18 protein-coding genes are annotated in these 23,125 nt (G+C 40.4%); 11 read left to right on the top strand and 7 right to left on the bottom strand.

All coding sequences use genetic code 11. From position 1 onward, the window contains the following. Positions 1–18: 18 nt before the first annotated feature. Positions 19–699 carry a hypothetical protein gene (locus tag R2Q94_RS11100; protein WP_316821530.1) on the bottom strand — a complete coding sequence of 227 codons (681 nt, stop codon included), beginning with the start codon at positions 697–699 and terminating at the stop codon, positions 19–21. 67 nt (positions 700–766) lie between these two features. On the opposite strand from R2Q94_RS11100, the gene tyrS reads away from it, so the two are divergent. Further along, positions 767–2,053 carry a tyrosine--tRNA ligase gene (gene tyrS, locus R2Q94_RS11095; protein WP_316821529.1) on the top strand — a complete coding sequence of 429 codons (1,287 nt, stop codon included), beginning with the start codon at positions 767–769 and terminating at the stop codon, positions 2,051–2,053. Positions 2,054–2,136: 83 nt separating this feature from the next. Here the strand turns inward: tyrS and R2Q94_RS11090 are convergent, their stop codons facing one another. From R2Q94_RS11090 to R2Q94_RS11080, 3 genes are read right to left on the bottom strand one after another with little or no spacing between them, the layout of a single operon-like run. Continuing rightward, positions 2,137–3,117: an acyl transferase gene (locus R2Q94_RS11090; protein WP_316821528.1), complete on the bottom strand. Its 981-nt coding sequence runs from the start codon at positions 3,115–3,117 to the stop codon at positions 2,137–2,139. Between the two features lie 23 nt (positions 3,118–3,140). Beyond that, complete coding sequence (locus tag R2Q94_RS11085) at positions 3,141–3,494, bottom strand: hypothetical protein (protein ID WP_316821527.1); 354 nt, start codon at positions 3,492–3,494, stop codon at positions 3,141–3,143. Positions 3,495–3,498: 4 nt separating this feature from the next. Then, positions 3,499–5,937, bottom strand: coding sequence for a penicillin acylase family protein (locus R2Q94_RS11080; protein WP_316821526.1), 2,439 nt, complete (start codon positions 5,935–5,937; stop codon positions 3,499–3,501). A 198-nt stretch (positions 5,938–6,135) separates the two neighbouring features. Between R2Q94_RS11080 and R2Q94_RS11075 the strand changes: the two genes are divergently transcribed. From R2Q94_RS11075 to glgB, 3 genes are all read left to right on the top strand, one after another. Next, on the top strand, positions 6,136–9,021 hold the full coding sequence (locus R2Q94_RS11075; RefSeq protein ID WP_316821525.1) for a TonB-dependent receptor: 2,886 nt from the start codon (positions 6,136–6,138) through the stop codon (positions 9,019–9,021). Between the two features lie 179 nt (positions 9,022–9,200). Then, the gene (locus R2Q94_RS11070) at positions 9,201–11,672 is read left to right on the top strand and encodes a glycoside hydrolase family 31 protein (protein ID WP_316821524.1); all 2,472 of its coding nucleotides are present in this window, start codon (positions 9,201–9,203) and stop codon (positions 11,670–11,672) included. 24 nt (positions 11,673–11,696) lie between these two features. Then, positions 11,697–13,670, top strand: a complete 1,974-nt coding sequence (gene glgB / locus R2Q94_RS11065) for a 1,4-alpha-glucan branching protein GlgB (protein WP_316821523.1) — start codon at positions 11,697–11,699, stop codon at positions 13,668–13,670. Between the two features lie 64 nt (positions 13,671–13,734). On the opposite strand, the gene R2Q94_RS11060 is transcribed toward glgB, so the two are convergent. Then, complete coding sequence (locus R2Q94_RS11060) at positions 13,735–14,262, bottom strand: hypothetical protein (RefSeq protein WP_316821522.1); 528 nt, start codon at positions 14,260–14,262, stop codon at positions 13,735–13,737. Positions 14,263–14,568: 306 nt separating this feature from the next. Here R2Q94_RS11060 and R2Q94_RS11055 point away from each other — a divergent pair, with 306 nt between their 5' ends. Both R2Q94_RS11055 and R2Q94_RS11050 read left to right on the top strand, forming a co-directional pair. After that, complete coding sequence (locus R2Q94_RS11055) at positions 14,569–15,756, top strand: DUF418 domain-containing protein (protein ID WP_316821521.1); 1,188 nt, start codon at positions 14,569–14,571, stop codon at positions 15,754–15,756. A 94-nt stretch (positions 15,757–15,850) separates the two neighbouring features. Beyond that, positions 15,851–17,092, top strand: a complete 1,242-nt coding sequence (locus tag R2Q94_RS11050) for an MFS transporter (RefSeq protein WP_316821520.1) — start codon at positions 15,851–15,853, stop codon at positions 17,090–17,092. A 12-nt stretch (positions 17,093–17,104) separates the two neighbouring features. Here the strand turns inward: R2Q94_RS11050 and R2Q94_RS11045 are convergent, their stop codons facing one another. Beyond that, positions 17,105–18,892, bottom strand: coding sequence for an alpha-L-fucosidase (locus tag R2Q94_RS11045; protein ID WP_316821519.1), 1,788 nt, complete (start codon positions 18,890–18,892; stop codon positions 17,105–17,107). Positions 18,893–19,064: 172 nt separating this feature from the next. On the opposite strand from R2Q94_RS11045, the gene R2Q94_RS11040 reads away from it, so the two are divergent. Beyond that, positions 19,065–20,150, top strand: coding sequence for an acyltransferase (locus R2Q94_RS11040; RefSeq protein ID WP_316821518.1), 1,086 nt, complete (start codon positions 19,065–19,067; stop codon positions 20,148–20,150). A gap of 100 nt (positions 20,151–20,250) precedes the next feature. Here the strand turns inward: R2Q94_RS11040 and R2Q94_RS11035 are convergent, their stop codons facing one another. Continuing rightward, positions 20,251–20,559 (bottom strand): helix-turn-helix transcriptional regulator, encoded by a 309-nt coding sequence (locus tag R2Q94_RS11035; RefSeq protein ID WP_316821517.1) that lies wholly within the window; start codon positions 20,557–20,559, stop codon positions 20,251–20,253. A gap of 145 nt (positions 20,560–20,704) precedes the next feature. Between R2Q94_RS11035 and R2Q94_RS11030 the strand changes: the two genes are divergently transcribed. The 4 genes from R2Q94_RS11030 (at position 20,705) to R2Q94_RS11015 (ending at position 23,076) form a co-directional block, all read left to right on the top strand. Further along, positions 20,705–21,355 (top strand): hypothetical protein, encoded by a 651-nt coding sequence (locus R2Q94_RS11030; protein WP_316821516.1) that lies wholly within the window; start codon positions 20,705–20,707, stop codon positions 21,353–21,355. A gap of 163 nt (positions 21,356–21,518) precedes the next feature. Then, a complete protein-coding gene (locus R2Q94_RS11025) occupies positions 21,519–21,986 on the top strand; it encodes a lipocalin family protein (protein WP_316821515.1) in 468 nt (155 codons plus the stop codon). A 337-nt stretch (positions 21,987–22,323) separates the two neighbouring features. Then, complete coding sequence (locus R2Q94_RS11020; protein WP_316821514.1) at positions 22,324–22,545, top strand: hypothetical protein; 222 nt, start codon at positions 22,324–22,326, stop codon at positions 22,543–22,545. A 129-nt stretch (positions 22,546–22,674) separates the two neighbouring features. Then, a complete protein-coding gene (locus R2Q94_RS11015; RefSeq protein ID WP_316821513.1) occupies positions 22,675–23,076 on the top strand; it encodes a GreA/GreB family elongation factor in 402 nt (133 codons plus the stop codon). Positions 23,077–23,125: the final 49 nt, after the last annotated feature.

Here is a 23,125-nt window from a genome sequence, read left to right as displayed (position 1 = left end):
AAGATAGAAAAACTCAGATTATAAAGGGGGCAGAATGCTCTCGATGGTGTTGAAAATCTCCATGTACTCTGGTTCCATTGCATCGCGGTAAATGATGAGCTTTTCGCTGAGCATTTCTGTCTGTGCTTCGCTGAAAGGTTTTGGCCAGATACGCATACAGATCCTGTTGAGTGCGTAAGAGATGTTTTCTATTTTCTGATAGCTGAAGAGGTAGCGGCTGTTGATAAAGTTTTCCAGGAATTTGAGGAATACACTGGTATCAGTTACACCACAGTTTTTCAGAAAAGCTTCAATGGCTTCTTTATCGGATTTGATCAGGTGCTGGTAAAAGATATCGATATTGACCATGCCTTTTTGGGTCAGAATGTGATCCAGCACCAGTTCAATACCAATGTGGGCCAGAAAAAAAGGTTTTACAGGGCTATTTTCACAGGCAGGTAAGATCAGTTGTTTTAAGGCATTGGTTTGAACTTTGAAAAAGTCGGAATTATGGAAAATCCGGTCTACTTCCAGGTGCCTTTCCCATCCTTTTAACAGCGATTGCTGATGAGGATCCTTTAAAAATAAATGTTTTTCTTTCTGTGGATAGAGGTTACTTTCTTTCTGTGCATTTTTCACCAGATCGGGCAAAATAACGCCTATTACAATATTTTCGTCGGTATTGTGTCGTTCAAAATAATAGTGGGAAAGAAAGTTCATGGCTTTAAAAGTAACGATTTTTGTTTGGTTTTTGTCTTATATTTGCGGCAAACTAAGGAGATACATAATGACCAATTTCATTGAAGAGTTACGCTGGAGAGGCATGTTGCAGGATATAATGCCTGGTACTGAAGAAAAATTAAATGAAGGAATGACATCGGGTTATATCGGTTTTGATCCAACAGCAGACTCTCTGCATGTGGGCCATCTGACTCAGATCATGACTTTAATTCATTTTCAACGTGCCGGACATAAGCCTTATGCTTTGGTAGGCGGAGCAACGGGAATGGTTGGTGATCCTTCAGGTAAATCTGATGAGCGTAACCTGCAGACTGAGGATATGGTAGAGCATAACCTTGCAGGAATGAGAAAGCAACTGTCTAAATTTCTGAATTTTGAGGAAGCTGGAAATGGTGCAGTCATGGTGAACAACAATGACTGGTTTAAGGACATGAATCTTTTCACTTTTATCAGGGATGTAGGAAAGCATATTACTGTGAACTATATGATGGCAAAAGATAGTGTGAAGAGACGTCTTGAAGGTGATTCAGGTTTGTCATTTACCGAGTTTTGCTACCAGTTGATTCAGGGTTTCGATTTTTACTACTTATGGAAACATCACAACTGTCTGGTACAGATGGGTGGATCAGATCAGTGGGGAAATATCGTGACCGGTACAGAATTGATCAGACGTAAAGATTCGGGGACTGCCTTTGCGGTTACCACCAAGCTGATTAAAAAAGCAGACGGCACTAAATTTGGTAAAACGGAGAGTGGTGCAGTTTGGTTGGCACCGGAGAAAACTTCTCCATACAAATTCTACCAGTTCTGGTTGAATGCATCTGATGATGATACTAAAAAATGGATCAGAATCTTCACTTTGAAAACACAGGAAGACATTGAGGCTTTAGAAGTGGAGCATGATGCAGCGCCACATTTGCGCATTTTGCAGAAAGCATTGGCGGAGGACATTACGCTGAGAACGCATTCTCCGGAAGCTTTGGAAACTGCGATTAAAACTTCAGAGTTTTTATTTGGCAATGGATCATTGGAGTTCTTTAGGACTTTAAATGAGGAACAGGTATTAGAGATTTTTGAAGGTATTCCTCAGTTTGAGATTTCAAAAGAAGCCTTGATGGCAGGAATAGATGCCGCGACTTTACTGGCAGAGAAATCGGCAGTTTTTGCTTCGAAAGGTGAAGCGAAGAAATTGATTCAAGGTGGTGGTGTATCTGTAAACAGAGAGAAATTGAAGGATGCAGCAGCAATGATTGGATCAGAACATCTTTTGAATGATCAGTTTATTATTGTTCAAAAAGGAAAGAAAAACTATTTCTTATTGAGCGCGAAATAAGGAAAAAAATATAAATGAAAAAGACCGGTCCTAATAAGGCCGGTCTTTTTTTATGTGAATGTCCTGATTGATAGGAATCTCTACTATTGAACGAGCAGGTTACATCCTCTGATATCTGCATTGTCAAAGCGGCCTAAGACTTCAAAAGATCCATCAGGAAATAGTTTTCCTAAATCCTGAGTAGCGATAAAAGCACAGGAATTGAGATTGGATAAATCAATGACATTGATTCCGCCACTATTATTGCTGATCAGGCTTAGGGGATCATTGGTATCACGCAGATAGATTTTCATCCATGGCGGGCAATTGAAAATACCCAGTCCCTGGGAGTATGCTTGTCCGAGGAGTTCCGTCATGCCATATTCACTATGGATACTGTTTACGCCAAATCTATCCTGTAGGATCTGGTGGAGTTCTTCGCGCACCATTTCTTTTCTTTTACCTTTCATGCCACCAGTTTCCATGACCACCAGTTCCGGAAAATTGATCTGATATTTTTCTATAAAATCGAGCAGCGCATAGGTGACCCCAATTAAGATGGTCTTTTGTCCGCTGGACTTTAATTGTGTTAATTTTTGATGTAGTTCTTCGTGATTGTGGAGGAAATAGCCACTGTCGGGGTGTTTGCTATCTCTGATCAAGGCATCTACCATATAGATTAAGGAAGATCCTTCGCGTTCCAGATACGAAGGCAGGAGGGCCAGGAAGCAAGTGTTTTCTATTGTTCCATAGAATTGTTCGAAGGCCAGGTTAAAGCTTTGGTCGTAGATAGAAAGGTCGGTGACAAGGTGTTTACTTTGTACCATTCCAGTGGTGCCAGAGCTGCTAAAAGTAATTTCTACCGGAGCAGTGCTGCTCAGGACTTCATGAGTTTTGAAAAAGCTGATCGGTAGAAACGGGATGTCTTTTGAAGCGCGGATTGCTGCGGGCTTTACTTTAAGGTGAGACATATAGTCTTTATAGACCTGACAGTTTTCTGCCTGGTGTTGAAACACCTCCAGACAGGTTTTTTCAAACTGTTCCTTATTGGAGATAGAAAATATTTGATTGATTAATTCCTTCACACTGTAAAAGTACAAAGAAAGCTTTAGTTGGCGACCTGATTTTTAATAAGGAGTGCTTTTCTAAACTGGTAACCACAGAAACCACTTACACCTGCTGCAAAAGCACCAAGGATAGCGGTTAATGCCAGAACCAGGTACCAGGTTTTTACACCAATCATTTCGGCAATCCGACTGGCCAGGATATGGTCGTTGGGAATGCTTTTGAAAAGTGCCATGCCTGTCCAGAGTAGCAGAATCGCAAAGAAGGGCGCCCATAAGGATATTTTTGCAGTTTTGCCGATCAATCCGCAGGTTGCAAAAGAGATGACAATGATGACCCACCAAGGGAGCACCATTTGTAAAAGGAAGGAGGCGATCAGTATAATTAGAAATACCATATGCTTATTTTTTGGTTATTTTTAAAGTAGCAATAATTTTAGCAGCAGGGTCTTCAGGAGTTTGCATGAAATACAGGTCGTACAATTTTCCACTGGCCCAGGTATCGATCATGTTGTCGTAGAAGCGACTTCCGGGATTGCCTGATTGTCCGCCTGGAAAGACGCCATGTCCTTTAGGATTTTTACCAAGTTCGATGACCATTCTCCAGGAAGGGCCATTACTTTCACTTAGGGCATTGATGGTCATTTTTCCACCACCGGTTATCAGTACTTTGGAGCCAAAACCGGGAATTTTGGCCAGGTGTGGCACATTGCTATGTTTCACATTTGCCCAGGCCCAATCCATGCTGATGGCACCATATTTCCTTTCCAGACTATCACAAGCATATTTGAAAGCTTCATTTGCAATATCATTCAGGGTTTCTTTGGTCGGGGTATTGATGTTATCAAACCATTTGGAGTTTGGGTCTTTTTGAATCAATTCAACGGTACGGTCTCTGGAAGGGAATCGCATTGGAACGGAGTCTACTGTAAATTCATCATTCCAGATGTTGAACATCATTCTTTTTGTCCAAAGGTCGAATATGCTGGCTCCAACAGATTCTGCACCATAATATTTATTCCATTCGGAGGTAATTCTGAAGGCTTCTTTTTGGGTGGCGTTGAGTTTAGGCTGGTTGATAAGTGGCAGGATATAGGGAAGAATATTTTGTGCAAATATGCTGTAGGAATCCGTTTGCATGAGGCGGATGCTATCGGCAGTTGCATTTTTCATGACAGTAAGGCGGTCGTTGATTCTTTTGCCACGTTCATACGGACTGAACTCCCAATTGATGTAATAAGGGTAGCTGGGGTCTGTAGAGGATTGATTGGCAGAACTCACAAAATTTCTTGGCGGATTTTTTACCGTTGGGTTTTGCGATGCAGGAATCCAGCCTTGCCAGTCGCTTTTAGGGTCTGTACCGTCCAGAATAAATTTACCCTGGTCTTTCCATTTGAGTGGATACTTTCCATTTGCGGTGATGGAAATGTCGTTATCAGCAGAAGCGAAAACGAAATTCTGAGCTGGTGCGGTGTAATAAGTCAGGGCATTGCGGTAATCGTTGTAATTTTTACCTCTGTTCAGGAGATAAAAGGTTCTGAGTTCGTTGGATTTTTCATGAGCGATCCAACGTAGTGCATTTCCAATGGGCACATTTGCAGCTTTGGAGAAGTCTTTTGGTTTTTGCAGATATACGACAGGGCCATGATGGGTATAGAATACCGTATCTACTTCAGTCTTTTCACCAAGGATCTTAATATTTTCCAGTCGGGTGGTGGTATTGTTCCATTTGTTGTTGTACCAATAGCTTTTATGACTTTGGTCTTTGAATTTGATCTGGTAAAAATCAAGCACATCTGCTGCTACATTGGTGACGCCCCAGGCAATGTTCTGGTTGAATCCGATAATGATGCCCGGTGCTCCCGGCAGGGATACGCCGTAGGCATTTAAGCCGGGTGCATGCAATTGGATCTGGTACCAGATGGAGGGTAGGGTAAGATCAAGGTGTGGATCATTGGCGAGGATTGGCGATCCTGAAAGTGTTTTTTCTCCTGAAATCGCCCAGTTATTGCTTCCGATTCCTTCGATTTTCTCTTGTGTTTTGATGTTTGCGGTCGTCATTTCTGCGAATGAAGTAGGCGCTGTAGGGATTGGGAGTGGTTTGAAATCCCATTTTGTGCCTACAGGGATAATAGGATCTTCTTTGAAAGGATAATCCGGGAAGAGGTCTTTTACCACTTCTGTTCCGAATTTCTTCCTGATATTGGTCATATAAAATTCGTCGGAACCCATGGCGAGGACGGCCGACATTTGTTTTAACAATAACGCACATTTCAGTGGCGTCCAGTCTTCGGGTTTAAAATTCAGTATTTTGTATTCTAGGGGAAGTGTTGCTGCATTGAGGCTATGAATGTAAGCATTGATACCAGCAGTGTAAGCCAGCACCATTTCTTTAGATTTTGGATCTGCCATCATCCCTTCCAATGATTTTTCTGCGCCATAAACCATACCCATCCGGCGTTGGTAGCGGTCGAGTTCTATGGCTTTTTTGCCGACAACCTCTGATAATCGTCCGGCGGCATAACGTGTCTGGAAATCCATTTGCCATAAACGATGCATGGCTGTTACATATCCCTGGGCATAATAAACATCATGGTCATTTTTTGCGAAGATATGTGGGATCATGCGGTCGTCAAACGCAATATCTACATTATCCAGGGTTCCTTTTAAGGCCAGGCTTGTTTTGGAAGCGATTGTATTTTTTTCAGCATTTTGCCAGAATCCGGTAAAAGGGTTGAGGAATTTCAGCAGTGGAGGTGTATTGCCAAACTTGGTATTTAAGGCGTAGGCCAGTAGTATAGGGATAACTACACAAATCAGGGCTTTTAATTTATTCATCATGGTTGAATTAAATGTACGGCTTATCTTATCAAAAAAAGGGAATAGATTTTTTATCCCTTTGCAATTTAACATAAAACTTAATTCATTTGAAATGAAAATTAGATTTCGTCAATTAAATTATTGCCCAAATTGGGTTTGGATAATTAAAAAAATGTATTAATTTTAAGATAAATTAACCACCTATAAATTCTCGATAGTATGAGCAAAACTTTTACAAAAACGATCCTCACGTTTTTACTGCTGTGTATCACTGTTGCATTTGCACAAGCACAAAATGTGATCATTAGTGGAACAATTACCGATAAGAACACTAAGGAACCAATACCAGGTGTTGGAATCACGGTTAAAGGCACTACCTCCGGCACGGCAACAGACATTAATGGAAAGTACAATTTCAGTACTTCACAGAAAGCACCTTTTATTCTGGTGATTTCTTATGTGGGGTATGCGCCGGTAGAAAAACAAATTACAGGAAACATGGCGAATCTGGATGCTGCGCTTGAGCAAATCGGAATTTTAGGGCAAGAGGTGGTGATCTCTGCTTCCAGAACTCCTGAGCGGATTCTGGAATCTCCTGTTTCTATTGAAAGAATGGGTGCGACAGCCATTAAAGAAGTTGCAGCACCGTCATTTTATGATGCATTGACGAATTTGAAAGGGGTAGAGATGAGTACGCAAAGTTTGACTTTCAAATCGATCAATACCCGGGGTTTTAACTCTAATGGAAATACCCGTTTCAACCAGTTTGTGGATGGGATGGACAATCAGGCACCTGGTCTGAATTTCTCTGTGGGTAACATCGTTGGGATCAATGATCTGGATGTAGATAATGTAGAGTTATTGCCTGGTGCTTCATCTGCCTTATATGGTGCCGGTGGGATCAGTGGAACCATGTTGATCACTTCTAAAAATCCTTTTGATTATCAGGGTGCAAGTTTCCAGTTTAAAAGCGGGATCAACCATGTGAACGATCCTACTTCAAAGGTAGAGCCCTTCAATCAGCTGGATGTACGTCTGGCAAAGGCCTGGAACAATAAGTTTGCATTTAAAGGAAGCTTCTCTTTTCTTCAGGCACAGGATTGGCATGCGAATAATTACAGCGATTTTGACCGTGCTGCTCGCAAATTTAAAGAAGGAACGAGACAATCTGATCCAAACTATGACGGGATAAACGTGTATGGTGATGAGGTGAGTCAGAATATGAGAAATGTGGCTCAGGCTGCAGTAAACGCCGGAACTTCCGGATTTGTTCAGCAAGCATTGGGTTTACCTACTGCGCCTACTCCCGCTCAAATTGCAGGATTTAAAGCTAATCCGGCAGGCTTAACAGCGTTAAACAACTTCCTGGGGACTGATCCAAGGTTCAGACCTTTTGTAGCAGGTTTATCGAATCCTGCTTTACTTCCAGATCAGGCGGTTTCCAGAACCGGATATGAAGAACAGAATCTGGTAGATTATAAAACACAATCGTTAAAAGCTGCTGGAGCTCTACACTACCGTTTTTCACCAACAATTGAAGCAATTGCGCAGGCAAATTGGGGAACAGGAACCTCGGTTTATACCGGTTCTGACCGTTATTCACTGCGTAATTTCAGTATCGGACAATATAAACTGGAGTTGAAAGGTCAGGATTTCTTCTTAAGAGGTTATACGACTCAGGAACGTTCCGGAGATTCTTATATTTCTTCTATATTGGGTAGTTACATCAATGAGACCTCTAAAAGATCTACGGACTGGTTCCCTCAGTATGTAGGTAATTTTGTAGGCGCAAAGGCTTTAGGTAGAACTGATGAACAAGCACATGCAGCTGCAAGAGCGGCAGCTGATCAGGGGAGGTTCCAACCTGGTTCTCCTGAGTTTGAGGCTGCAAAAGAGAAGATCATGAATACCACGATTGCCAGTACAGATTTTAAATCGGGTACTTATGGTGCGAAATTTAATGATAAAACCAATTTGTATCATTATGAGGGCATGTACAACTTTTCTAATGCCCTGAACAATGTTGTGGAATTGCAGGTTGGTACTTCTTACCGTATGTATCAATTGAGGTCTGGTGGTACTATTTTCGACGATTTAAATAAAGAAATCGACATCAATGAGTATGGTGCTTTTGCGCAATTGGGTAAGAAATTGTTCAATGAAAAGTTGAAATTAACGTTTTCAGGACGTTATGATAAAAGCTCGAATTTTGATGGCAGGTTTACCCCAAGAATCACCGGTGTATTCACTGTGGCACCAAATAATAACATTCGTGTATCTTATCAGACAGGCTATCGTAATCCTACTACCCAGAATCAATACATAGATTTATCTGTGGGTGGTGGATCTCAGCGTTTGATTGGTGGTTTACCATCAAGTCTGGCTAAGTACAATTTGCTGACGAATAAACCATTTACTGATGTAAGTTACCGTGCATTTTTAGCTTCAGCTTCGGCTGGTGCACCAAATCCGGCTTTGCTTCAGAATTATAATTTTGATACTAAAGGCGTTCGTCCGGAGAGTGTACAATCCTATGAGCTGGGTTATAAAGGCTTATTGGGTCCTAAGTTCCTGATCGATGTTTATGGTTATTATAGCATTTATAAGGATTTCATTACTGCTGTTGATGTTTATCAAGGTAATGCAGATGGATCTTTCACTAAATTTGGTGTTCCTGTGAATGCTAAAGGTGAAGTGAAAACATATGGAGGAGCCCTTGGTTTGGACTATTTAATTGGGAAGTATAACCTGAGTGGTAATGTTTCCTATAACAAACTGGATAAACTCCCACAAGATTATATCAATGATTTCAATACACCGGAATGGCGTTATAACCTGGGTTTTGGCAATAGAGAAATCATCAAAAACATAGGTTTCAATTTGAACTGGCGCTGGCAAGGTGATTTCTACTGGAACTCTTCATTTGCTTCAGGACAAGTACCTTCATTCAGTACACTTGATGCACAGGTGAACCTGAAGATCCCTTCAGTAAACTCTATGATTAAAGTAGGTGGATCAAATGTGTTAAATAAATACTATTTCACTTCTTACGGAAACCCTTCAGTTGGGGCGCTGTATTATGTGTCTTACGTATTCAATCCATAGCTCTCAGTTTTAAAATTGGAAAAACCCTGGCAGAAATGCCGGGGTTTTTTATGCGCTAAACTTTTCAGTTACAATCTAAAAGAGCTGAATAATCCTTTGGTTTTCCTGTAAATTTTAACAACCTTAGTTGTACAAAATACACGATCTATCAATCTGCTACTATTACTTAAACGATTTTCATGGAAGAACAACACGAACAAGGGAAAGAAATAAAAGAGGAGGATAAAGTTCCCGAAATTGTTGAAGAAACGATTCAACACTTAAATAATCCGGTTACCGATTTAAAACCAATTGTAAAAAAATATTTGTCTGGGGTGCAGAAGATGAAGAAAGAAGGAAATAAGTTCTTCTTTTCTGATGGGGATGCAAGGGTAGAAGTAAGGGTAGTGAGCGATGAAATCATTAGAGTAAGACTGGCACCTCATGGTGTTTTCCTGGATGATTTCTCTTATGCCGTACCTGTTGTAGATCAGAAAGTGACCACTTTTAAAATGACAGAGCTGGAGGACTACTATGCCATTTCCACAAATACCATTACCTGTAAGGTGAGGAAAGCAGATTTTCATATCATCTTTGTAGAAAATCAAAACCAGATGGTGATGAGTGAGGATGATGCACCAATGCACTGGGAAGAGAATGTTGAGTTTGGCGGTTATTATGTGTATGCGACTAAGAAATGTCAGGCGGAAGAAAACTTCTTTGGATTAGGAGATAAATCGGGGAATATGAACCTAAGGGGACGTCATTTCCAGAACTGGAATACTGATGCCTATTCTTTTGGATGGGATCAGGATCCTTTGTACCGAACCATTCCTTTTTACATCGGCATCAATCAGCAGGCAGCTTACGGTATTTTCTTCGACAATACTTTCCGTTCTTATTTTGATTTTGGAAGGGAAAATCAGCAGAAGACCAGTTTTTGGGCTGATGGTGGTGAATTGCAATATTATTACATCCATGGACCACATATGATGGACGTGGTAAAAAGATATCAAACCTTAACAGGAACTCATCCTATGCCTCCAAAATGGGCTCTAGGTTACCACCAATGTAGGTGGAGTTATTATCCGGAGAAGAAAGTGAAAGAAATCGCGGATGGTTTCCGTTCCAGGAATATCCCTTGTGATGCCATTTATCTGGATATCGATTATATGGATGGTTACCGCTGTTTTACCTGGAATAAAAACTATTTCCCTGATCCCAAAAGAATGATCAGGGAGCTGGCCAACGATGGCTTTAAGACGGTGGTCATGATTGATCCGGGAATTAAAGTGGATGACAACTACTGGGTTTTTAAAGAGGGTAAAGAACACAATTATTTCTGTAGAAGAAGCGACGATTATTTTATGGAAGGCCATGTATGGCCAGGCAGGTGTCAGTTTCCTGATTTCACCAATCCGGTGGTCAGGGAATGGTGGGGCAATTTATATAAGGAACTCGTTGATATTGGTGTAGCGGGGGTTTGGAATGATATGAATGAACCTGCCGTATTTGGCGCAGGTACCTTTCCGAATGATGTAAGGCATAATTTTGATGGCTACAGAGGTTCACATCGTAAAGCGCATAACGTATACGGGATGCAAATGGTACGTTCTACTTATGATGGACTGAAGAAATTGATGCGGAATAAACGTCCTTTTACCATTACCAGAGCTGGATATTCCGGAATGCAAAGGTATGGTTGTGTGTGGACAGGCGATAATGTAGCGACCTGGGAGCATTTGAAAATGGGCAATATCCAATGTCAGCGGATGTCGGTTTCCGGCGTTCCTTTCTGTGGAACTGATATTGGTGGATTCAGTGGAGAACCAGATGCAGAGTTATTTACCCGCTGGATTCAGCTGGGCACTTTTTCTCCTTTTATGCGCGCGCATTCGGCAGGAGATACAGCAGAGCGTGAGCCATGGAGCTTCGGAGAGCCTTATACCAGTATCAACAGGGCATTTATTGAATTGCGTTATCAATTGATGCCTTATTTATATTCGGTGTTCTGGGAGCACCATCGTTATGGTTTCCCTATATTAAGGCCATTGGTAATGATGGAGCAGGAAAATGTAGGCAACCACTACCGTCAGGATGAGTTTACTTTTGGGGATAAAATACTGGTTTGTCCGGTATTGGAACAAGGTGCCACTTCCCGTATGGTGTATCTTCCAAAAGGCAAATGGTATAACTTCTGGACACATGAGATTCTGACAGGCGAAAGTGAGCATCTGATTCAAGCTGCTTTAGACCATATGCCATTGTTTGTCCGTGCTGGTTCAGTGATTCCTGAGTATCCGGTGATGCAATATGTAGGTGAGAAAAATATTGAGGAAGTAAAGCTGAGCATTTACTATGCAGACTATGAAGTGAATTCCTTCTTCTATGAAGATCATGGGGATACTTTTGCTTACGAGCAGGATATTTATTCAGAGAAAAAGTTTAGTGTTAAAGGCGACCTTCAGCAATTGCGTATTGAGCAAAGTATAGCCGGACTATATACTCCGAATTACGAATTGTACGATTATACCGTTGCTGGTCTTCCATTTAAAGTGAATAAAATCACGGTAGATGAAAAGGATGTAAAGGATTATTATATGGACGAACGTAACTGCTTACGGTTCAGGTCCAACAAGAATTTTATGACCGTTAAGATATTTGGTGAGTAGCGACAAATAATTAAAATCATTTTCATGAGTGTACCAGTAAAGCGCAGTTCCGAAAAAATAATAGCCGATAAAGTAGTAGCGCAAGATTGTAGCGTTTGGTTGCATAGCCTATTTACAGATTTTGATGTTTCCTTATTTGTGACCGGGAAACACTTCCGTTTGTATGAAAAATTGGGGGTACATCTGCTCCGGGTTGATGGTAGAGATGGTGCTTATTTTGCCGTTTGGGCTCCAAATGCGCAGAAAGTAAGTGTGGTCGGAAATTTTAACAATTGGGATGCGGGCAGTCATTATTTGAATAAAAGATGGGATGCCTCTGGAATCTGGGAAGGTTTTATTCCTGACCTGAAAAATGGAGAAGTTTATAAATATGCCATTAAAGGTTTTGATGGCCTGGATATCCAGAAAGGTGATCCTTTTGCCCGGCATTGGGAACATCCTCCCAGAACTGCTTCTGTCATTTGGGAAGCTGATTACCGCTGGAAGGATAAGAGCTGGTTGAAGAAACGACCAAAAGTAAATGCCTTAAATCAGCCTTTCTCGGTGTATGAACTTCATTTGGGTTCCTGGCAACGGGATCCTTCAGAACCTCAGCGGGTACTTACTTACAAAGAAATAGCCAATAGTCTGGTGCCTTATATTCTGGATATGGGTTTTACACATGTGGAACTGATGCCAATCATGGAGTATCCCTATTTCCCATCCTGGGGCTATCAGATTACAGGATATTATGCCGCCAGTTCCAGACATGGGACACCAGAAGAGTTGATGTACCTGATTGATGAACTTCATAAAAACGATATTGGGGTCATTCTGGACTGGGTACCTTCTCATTTTCCTGGTGATGCACATGGTTTGTACCATTTTGACGGTACACATTTGTATGAGCATGCAGATATGAGAAAAGGTTTTCATCCGGACTGGAAGTCCTACATTTTTAATTATGACAGAGGGGAAGTGAGGTCTTTTCTGATCAGCAATGCGGTATTCTGGCTGGATAAATTTCATGCTGATGGACTCCGTGTGGATGCTGTAGCTTCCATGTTGTATTTTAACTTCTCCAGAAAGGCTGGAGAATCGGCCACGAACGAGTTTGGGGGGCCAGAAAACCTGGGCGCCATACAGTTTTTGAAAGATCTGAATGAGGCTGTTTACGGGAATTTTGAAGGGGTACATACCATCGCGGAAGAGAGTAGTACCTATGCTGGTGTTACCCATCCGGTTAAAGAGGGCGGTTTAGGTTTTGGCATGAAATGGATGATGGGCTGGATGAATGATACCTTAAAGTATTTCAAAAATGATCCGTTGAATAGGAGTTATCATCATCATCAGCTTACTTTTAGCATTACTTATGCCTTTACTGAGCGATTTATGCTGCCTTTCTCACATGATGAGGTGGTGCATGGAAAATCTTCCATGATCTATAAAATGCCGGGAGATGAATGGCAGAAGTTCGCTAACCTGCGACTTTTATATGCATATATGTTTACGCAACCTGGAACTAAATTATTGTTTATGGGGAATGAGTTTGCTCAAACGCATGAATGGGATTTTAAAAGCTCATTGGATTGGCATCTGCTGCAACATGCGCCTCATTTAGGGATGCAGCAAACCGTTCGTGCATTGAATCAACTTTACCGTACTGAACCTGCGCTTTATGCCCATAGTTTTTCTTATGAAGGATTTGAATGGATGAACGCCGACGATACCAATAATTCAGTTTACGTATACCTCAGGAAGGGACTTAAAGCTAAAGATACGTTGATTGTGGTATTGAATATGACCCCTGTATTCAGGGAAAACTACCGTATCGGACTTCCGTTCAAAGCAAAATGGAAAGAAATTTTTAATACAGATGCTCCAGAGTTTTTTGGTAGCGGAAAAGGAAATGAAGGTATGCTGTTCCTGCCTGAACCTTTAGATTGTCATGGTCGGGAGTATTCCATTCAACTGCAGTTGCCACCTTTAGGAGCTATTGTGTTAAAGCAAGGAAAATAGTAGCGGGTAAATCCGGAATTTATAAAACAAGCAAAGCCTTCAGTTATGAAGGCTTTGCTTGTTTTTAATCCTGTGATTGAAAGTTGTAAATCACCGTAGAGCTTAATTTCTTTTTATCTTTTAGTCGCTGCAGGTTATCATGTAATGCAGTTTTGTCTTCTATTCCTGTGCTGTTTAACAGCGCTTTTTTATATAATTCATTGGCAGCTTCCCATTTTTTATCCTGCTCTGCATAGATGCCCATTTGCTCATAGATGCAGCATTTGCAAACTCCTTTGGTGGCTAATGCCTGTTTGAATACCTGCTCGGCAAGTTTCGGCATTTCCAGGGTAGTCAATAAGCGTAAATAGGGCAAATATGTATCCGGAAATTCAGGTTCCAATTCGATGCATTTTGTGTAATAGTAACCAGCAGTCTGATAGTTTTTAAATTTATCCTGGTAAATGTTTCCCAGACTGCAATACGCTCTCGCATATTCCGGGTCTGATTGAATAATTGCATTTAGTAAGTGAAGGGCTTTTGGTGGCTCTCCGAAGTTTAATTCTTCAAGCGCTTCCAAATACTTTTCTTCAGTGGTATATAAAATGTCCATAAGGAATTGTGTCGTTGTTTAATCCGAAAAGAAAATCGGGATGGGTATTAAATCATTGTATTTTATTGGGCTGAATATCAGCTGGAAAAAGAATATTCCATGACTATCCGAAGCAGGCAGGCTTTGTAGCTGCGGCTTGTAAAATGGATATGTGGGTAATTAGCATGGTCTTTTTTTTAACAAAGATACGCATATGTGGCTTAATATCAAAACGTTTGGTTTGTACCTGGTTCCACCTCTGATATTTGACATAAAGAACAAAATTATTAGCTTTAGGGACACAAATTTGAAATCAAACTAATTTAAATGAATTTAGCGAGTACAATTCCCGGGCAAAGCAACCGGATCGATGTAGTGGATGCTTTTAGAGGATTTGCTGTAATGGCCATCTTTTTAGTACATAATATTGAACACTTTATTTCTGGCATTTATCCGGATCCAGCCTCACAACCTGATTGGTTAAATGCCTTGGATAAAGGCGTTTTTAGCTTTGTTTTTTCTCTATTTGCAGGGAAAGCCTATGCGATATTTGCACTTCTTTTTGGTTTTACTTTTTCCCTCTTATTCGCCAAACAACAGGCCATGGGTAAGGATTTTGGATATCGCTTTTTATGGCGACTACTGTTATTAAGTGTGTTTGCTTCTTTGAATGCTTTGTTCTTTCCAGGGGGAGACGTCTTGCTACTTTATTGTATTGCAGGTGTAATTTTGTTTTTTGTCAGAAAAGCAGACAATAAAACCTTGTTATTTCTGGCGGTACTTTGTTTACTTCAGCCTATAGAGTGGTATCATTATTTAAGAAGTTTGTTTGATGCAACTTATAGCTTACCTGTAAAGCAGGCTTCTGCGCTTTATGGAGAAATCGGAAAGGTAGTAGCGAGTGGTAACCTTAGAGAGTTCTTCATTGTTAACCTGACTACCGGACAAAAGGCCAGTTTATTGTGGGCAATTGAAGAGGGACGCTTTATGCAGACCATGGGCTTGTTTATGTGTGGATTGTGGATTGGGAGAAAGCAACTTTTCCTGGATTCAAAAGAAAACAGGAATTTTTGGCTGAGCGCTTTGATCATTTCTGCTATCGCATTTGCGCCACTTTATGAATTTAAAGTGATCATGATGGACAACAATAAGGATCTGATCAATAAATCTACGGTAGGTGTGGTGATGGACATGTGGTCTAAATTTTCATTTACCATAGTTTTAGCCGCTTCTTTCCAGCTTTTATATCAGAAAATCAAGTTTAAAAAGCTGACGGCTTCTTTGATCCCTTATGGACGAATGAGTTTAACGAATTATGTGAGTCAGTCGATTTTAGGCGCTTTAATTTATTTTCCTTTTGGGCTTTCTCTGGCGAAATCATGCGGAATGACAGTGAGCTTATTGATCGGTATTGTTGTTTTTCTGGCACAGGTGCAATTTTGTAAATGGTGGCTGAGCAAGCACAAACAAGGCCCTTTGGAAGGCTTGTGGGCAAGAGCAACCTGGTTAAAATAACCAGGTCCAGATGTACAGTAGATAAAATTGAAATTATTCCTCATGGAATTGTTACATTAGAAATAGATTTCAACCAACAAACCTTAAATCATAAATGACCACCACCATTAAAGAAAAAAGCAACTGGGCTTACTTGCTCAGTGCACCAGTTATTGTAGCTTCTCTGGGCTATTTTGTAGACATCTATGATTTGCTATTATTTGGTATCGTAAGGATTCCCAGTTTAACAGAGCTGGGGCTTGATGAAGCAGCCCGTTCTATAGAAGGAGCAAGTATCCTCAACTGGCAAATGACGGGATTATTGTTAGGTGGAATTCTATGGGGTGTACTGGGCGATAAGAAAGGCCGGCTTTCTGTTCTATTTGGTTCTATCATTACCTATTCTATTGCAAATTTTGCCTGTGGCTTTGTGCATGATGTTTTTGTGTATAAGGTTCTGCGCTTTATTGCGGGAGTGGGTCTGGCAGGGGAGCTTGGAGCCGGGATAACCCTGGTTTCTGAAAGTTTACCCAAAAAACTTCGGGCATTGGGAACTTCATTGGTAGCTGGAGTTGGACTGCTGGGCGCTGTAGTTGGTTATTTTACGGTAGAATTGTTTAGCTGGCGGAATGCTTATTTTATTGGAGGAGGAATGGGGATCCTTTTGTTGTTTTTAAGGATTGGCGTATTCGAGTCTGGAATGTTTCATACGATGAAGGCCAAAGAACAATTGAGCAAAGGGAATTTCCTCTCTTTTTTCACAAAGAAAAGCCGGTTAGTTCTGTACCTGAAATGCATTGGTATGGGCTTACCTACCTGGTTTGTGATTGGGATTCTGGCTACGTTTAGTAATGAGATTGGTAAAGCCTTACACATTTCAGAGGCCATCAAACCTGGGTTGGCAGTGATGTGGTGTTATGTAGGTCTTGCTGCGGGGGATCTGGTTAGTGGAATAATCAGTTACTGGCTGGAGTCGCGCCGTAAGGCAGTTGCTTACCTGATGATGTTTGCTGCAATTGGGAGTCTGATTTTTCTTTATGGAGGGATTTCTACTACAAAAGGACTATATGCGATGTGTTTATGGATCGGGTTTGGAATTGGCTATTGGGCGATGTTTGTGACCATCGGTGCGGAGCAATTCGGAACGAATGTAAGGGCAACAGCAGCCACCACCATTCCGAACATGGTGCGCGGAACAGTGGTGCTGATGACTACAGGTTATACTTTTTTAAAACCGCATGTGATGGAATTGCATGCAGCAGCAATCATCGGGTTGCTTTGTTTTGGAATCGGCTTTTATTGTATTAAAACCATTCCTGAAACCCATCATAAAGACCTGGATTTCGTAGAGGATTAAGTCTGCTCAGCTTTATTGGATAGGTTGCAGAATCAGGGATTTTAATTTAAAAAGTTCCTTAGTATTGTTTTCCGGTTTTAAATTCAAGATGTATACTCCAGGTTTTTGTACGGTAACAGTCGCCACCGGGTGTTTAATAAAGAGCAGTGGTTTAGAAGACTTATATTCGGAGGTTCTTAGGGTTTGAAATTTATAGGTCTTATGGTCGAATTCCAGGAGACCTTCCTGTTTTGCACTTTCCTCCGGACAAGCATATTCCAATAGCACTTTATAATCGCCAGGTTCTGTGATGTTAAATTGAAAACTAACCTGATCTTCAGGTTTTACCATGTCGGTGATACAATTGGTATGCTTCCAGTCGCCAAAATAATGGCTATAGGTTAAGGTTTGCATTTTTGCGGCACCGCTGGGTTTTGAATGGACAACTTCCAGTACATTGTTGTCGTACGCAGCAGAAACCGTTGGGATTGAATTTAAATAGCCATCATTTAGCTGGCCTTTAAAACTCACTGTAATGACTGTATGGTAAGGGTCCCTTCCAGGAGGCAGCTCCAGATATAGGACTTGATTTTTAAGTTCATATTTCAATTTAGTGTTGCTACCAAGTTGTGCCACATCAGTGACGTTCACGTTGATTCCCGGAACTCTGATCTTGCCATTTTTAGCAGGCTGAAGGATATGCAGGTAAAGTTTTCCTGGTTTAGAAGTCGTTACTCCCCAGGGCTGAGCTGGAACCAGACCATAGGTACTGCCATAAATACTTTCTCCATTTTTCTGTAACCATTTACCGGTGGCTCTCAAGTATTTCTCCGAGTAGTAGGGAATGTTACCTTCTCCATCAGGGCCCACATTTAGCATGAGGTTTCCTCCTTTTGAAGCGACATTAGCCAGGAGCTGGGTAATTTCTTCAGGGGTTTTGAAGTTCATGTCGTGGCTGATATAGCCCCATGAATCATTATGGGTATAAATAGATTCCCATGCACCTTTTATCGGCGTTGCCGGAACTTCTGAATCACCGAAAGTACGGTAATCACCAAGACCTTGTCCGACACGGCTACTGAACAGACTTTTCGGCTGCAGTGCATGCATTTCATTCACCAGGTCCTGAGTCTGTTGTTTATTTAATCCGCCTGGCATATCAAACCAGACAATGCCCAGATCACCATAGTTGGTCAATAATTCTTTGAGCTGCGGGATAGACTTTTCTTTATAGTATTTTAAGTAATCTTTATTTTCTTCTTTAAAGTCCCACTTATTGCCGCCACCGTTAGGTTCATGCCAGTCTAAAAATTGAGAATAATAGAAGCCAAAGCGGATGCCTTTTTTGCGACTGGCATTGGCAAGTGCTTTCATCGGATCTTTACCATATGGACTGGCTTTTACAATGCTGAAATCACTTACTTTCGAGTCGTACATGGCAAAACCTTCATGGTGTTTGGCGGTGATGACCATATACTTTATCCCGGCATCCTTTGCCAGGTCAGTCCATTCTTCTGCATTAAATTTTGTAGGATTAAAGCTGGTAGCTACCTTTTCATAGTCTTTTGCAGGGATTTTAGCCTGATGCATCAACCATTCTCCGCTACCATAATAATCCTTCTCCTCCCATACGCCCGCCAGTTTGGAATACAATCCCCAATGGATAAACAGGCCAAATTTAGCTTCCTGAAACCAGCGGGTATTTGGGTTTTCTTTTGTGGAGGCATCTTTATCCCATCTTTCGATGTCCTGGGCTTGACTGTGATAAATTGTGGAAAAAAATAAAAGCAGGTAAATGACGCGTTTTTTGAGCTTATTCATATTTGGATATCGCTTGATGGTTAGTCGTTTACTAAGATAGGTTACCTGATTTTTAATCATTAACCATTTATAGCTAATGATTAAACGCTTTTGGCATTGAGCTGGGGTATGGTGGCAAAGCTTGATAGTTTGCGTTAATTGCTTTAGGTTTATCCTCCCAATTAGTAAGCGTATGGAAGACCAATTAAGATTAGAGCAGGAGATTTTGAAGAATAAGGTGAAAATTAACTGGCTGGATTTACTGAAAGTGATCGCTGTTTTTATGGTGATTGTAGCTCATGCCAATGACTGTATTATTCTGAACCAGGACGGTAATTTTAATTTTGAATGGGGGACTTACATTGGTTCTTTATACCGTTTCGCAGTACCTTTATTTGTGCTCATTTCCGGAGTTTTACTGTTGCCCACGAAACTCAATACCATTGAATTTTATAAAAAGAGGTTGTGGCGCATTATCCCCCCATTACTTTTTTGGGGTGCAGCTTATGTGGTATTTGATGCGCTGGTATTGAATCCTAAATCAGCAGACAAAATCTGGTTCAATATGGTCAGATTGCCTTTAAGTTTTGGTGATGCTTCTCCTCATTTATGGTATTTGTATATGTTGGTTGGTTTGTATCTTATTATTCCCATCATTTCTCCATGGGTAGCTAAGGCAACAAAAAGGGAATTGGAACTGGTACTGGCCATTTTTATTTTCTCCACTTTTATCCCTTATCTGAAGTTTTTAACTGAATTGGCCTTTGGCGTATGTGACTGGAATGAGTTTCATTCTTTTTACTATTTATCAGGCTTTATCGGGTATTTACTGATGGGCTATTATCTGTACACTTATTTGCCGGGATGGAGTACGCTGACAAAAAGATGTATGGGGATTTTGTTGTTTCTGACGGGTTATGGCATCACATATTACCTGACGATCAGTGTTCCTTTTTCTATCCCTAATATTGAAATGGTCTGGTATTATTGTTCACCTAATGTACTTTTAGAAGCGGTCGGGGTATTTTTAATGCTGGAAGGTATGGAGTTAAAAAATGGAGTTTTCAGGCAAGTCATTCAATCCATTGCTAAATATTCTTTTGGAATATTTTTAGTGCATTATTTTTTTATAGGTTTGATTTTTAGGTATTTTGCTGCTCAGTTTGACCTCCATCCGGGTTTAAATGTATTGCTTTCTTGTATGATCACGTTGTTGCTGGCTTATGCAGTGGTTTGGCTACTCTGCAGAATCAAATGGATGCGAAAATTACTGCTATAGTGTGTTCCTTTTCAGTCATAGCGTCTTCGATAGGGTGTTTATCGGGTGTTTGCTATCGAAGAATCGCTAAATCAGGTTTATTGTTTTTGGAAGGATGGATTTATTCTTTTTCCCTTAATCGCTTAATGAGTTCGATGATTAGTCCCATATCGCTATTTTTTTCAATTTCATAAGCATTATTGTTGACGTGTAAACTAAGCTCGGTATCCAGTTTTTTAAAAAGGCTAAGTTTGACATTTAGAATTTTTGAGATTTTAAGTAATAAGTCGTCTCCTATTGTCTTTTTCTGTTCCATTTTTGAAACGGCTTGCTGGCTAATACCCAGTGCTTTAGCTAAGGTGCTTTGTTTCATTCCGTAATAGAGGCGGATGCGACTCAGATTTCTTCCTAAATGGGGTTTTTTGATCATTTTATTCGTGTTTATTAAATTATGCCGGAACCAGGAATGAGTTGAGCAGTTGTATAATACAACCTACGTGTTGTTAATTACAACCTCACCTTATTCTTTTTATGATATTGTTGTTTTTACTTTTGGTTAATAAAAACCGAAAAATATGACAATTATTGCAAAAAGAGTGGAAAAGGGAATAAAAACTACCTATTTAAATTTTGACTTGATATATTTCATACAATTGAAGCGGATCGCTGCACAATATTCACAGGAAGAACTTTCCTTTTTAATGGGAAGGAAGAAAGGGTTTATTGCAGACCGGGAAGGATTTAAATTGCATAAGGAATTATGGCTGGGGGATATCTCTGTGTTGGCAAAGATATTTGATTGCCATACCGTTGACTTTTTCAGGAACATAGATGGTCGTCCTAAGGAGATCAAATTATTGTCGCTACATTCGCAAAAGGGGGATTTCATCCAATACAAAGTTTATCAACTCCATGAGGAACAGCCAATGGAGCTTTTATACCTGCTGAATGAAGCGAATCCGGTGAAACGCTACCATGAAAATGAGCGTATCGCATTTCGGCAGCACAGTAAAATAGAACTCAGTCATTTAATCATGGAAGGTTTTTTTGATTCCGGACCTAAGACGCCATTGGCAATTTTTAATATGTGCAGGAATCGTGCGGGTCACCGGATTAAAGCTGGTTTTCTAGAAATAGCTCTGGAGGAGCTTTTAGTGGACGAGAATGGATTGGCCTTAAAAAAGTATAAGCATAAAGATCTGGGCTTTGTATATGAAGCAATTTGATATTCAATGTGAACAACTATGATTCTCAGTGTTACAAAAGGAATGAAAAGTATAACGGCTGAATGAAAAATATTTAATATTTTAGTAATGCTTTCTCTTCTTTCAAAGAAGAGTTAAGGCTAAACCAAACCGAATAGAAAACCTAAACCTAAAAATTAACGTTATGAACCTAAAAGTTGGCCTCTTTATCCTTAGTTCAGCCATGCTCCCTGTATTAAACCTGATGAAGGATGCGAATCCGGTAGAAAAAGACTTACCTATTCAAGGTACCTGGCAACTTGTTTCCGGAGAGACTATTGCAAAAGGGAAGTCTACATTTACAGATTATAAGAAAGGGATGAAGCAGATTAAGATGTTCAATGGCACTCATTTTGCCTTTTTTAATCATGATTTGAAACACGGGAAAGATCCAAAACCAGTTTTTGTGGCTGGGGGAGGCACCTATACTTTAAAGGGAAATAAATACACAGAACACCTGGAATACTTTATTAGCAGGGATTGGGAAGATAAGACCTTTGAATTCACGTTGTCAATGAAAGGGGATACTCTGATTCAGAGAGGTTTTGAAAAAGACGAAAAACTTGGGGTAGATCATGAGATCATTGAGAAATACGTGAGGTTGAAAAATTAGGCCTGTCCTTTTCACAACTTTTTTAAATGCCAGGTTGCAAAGCCTGGCATTTACTTAATTTTATCCTATTCAACAGATATTTTTTATATCGAAGCATTTGGACTACCTTTGCCATAATGAATCCCATCAGGCATATCAATCACTTCCGCAGTAACCAGCTCGCAACTCAATTGCGTAGGGTGTCGGCTGTGTCTTGCCATTTTTTATCTCTGCAATATCGTTTGGGAGATTCTTTTCTTAAAAGCAGTAAGGACTTTATTAAGTAAGCCCCAGCCTTTCTGAAGGTTTGGGGATTTGATCTTAATTCTTTTTTCCTTTTATCTTTTTCTTTCTTATTATGAAAAAATCAGGCATCATCTCCTTTTTAAGGGGTGTCCTTGTATTGCTTTCTCTACTAAATCTCGGGTTTTTGCTGATGTCCATTTTGATGGTTAAACCATTAGCGATCGGCCTTTCTATCTCTTTTTTTGTGCTGGTAGCGGTCTTTCAAAATTATCATCAAATTGTGGAATCTGAAAGTTCACTTGTTTTAGAGAAAGAAAAAAATAACGCTTATTAATATGGGAGTATTGGTCAGGAGGGTGAGGGACTTTGATGGTTTGGCCCCAGTTGAGTATCAGACTGGGGCAAGCGCATACCTCTATATGTAATCATTTAACCCAATATTTTATCATTTAATCAACAAATCATGACTACAAAATCATTAAAAATAGACGAGACCCCTATCATATTATCCACTGGAATTTTTGACTTATTAAAAGAGCACATTAGAAGAAGAAAATTAAGCAAGTTCAATGAGGAAAAACTAAAATTGGAACTGCGTTTTGCTAAGCAAGTGTTGAATAAAGAACTTCCTGAAGATGTAGTAACCGTGGGTAGGGCTGTTCGTGTCAGAGAAATGGAATCCGGCGAAGAATTTACCTATAAGCTGGTTGCGCCTGCAAAGGCAAGAGACAAGCATAAAACGCTTTCCATTTTATCGCCAATAGGTGTGGCAATGGTGGGTTATGTTAAAGGCGCGCAGTTACAATGGGAGATGCCTGAAGGTATTAAAGTATACCGTATTGAAGAGGTGAGTAAAATCGCTTAATTTCAGCGCCTGGTGTTATTGTTTACAACAAAGCAGCTTAGGATTTCCT

This window comes from Pedobacter gandavensis, assembly GCF_032678465.1.
GTDB classification, from domain to species: Bacteria; Bacteroidota; Bacteroidia; order Sphingobacteriales; family Sphingobacteriaceae; genus Pedobacter; species Pedobacter gandavensis_B.
The sequence above is the reverse complement of the archived record's forward strand: the minus strand, read 5'-3'. Positions and strand labels throughout refer to the sequence as shown.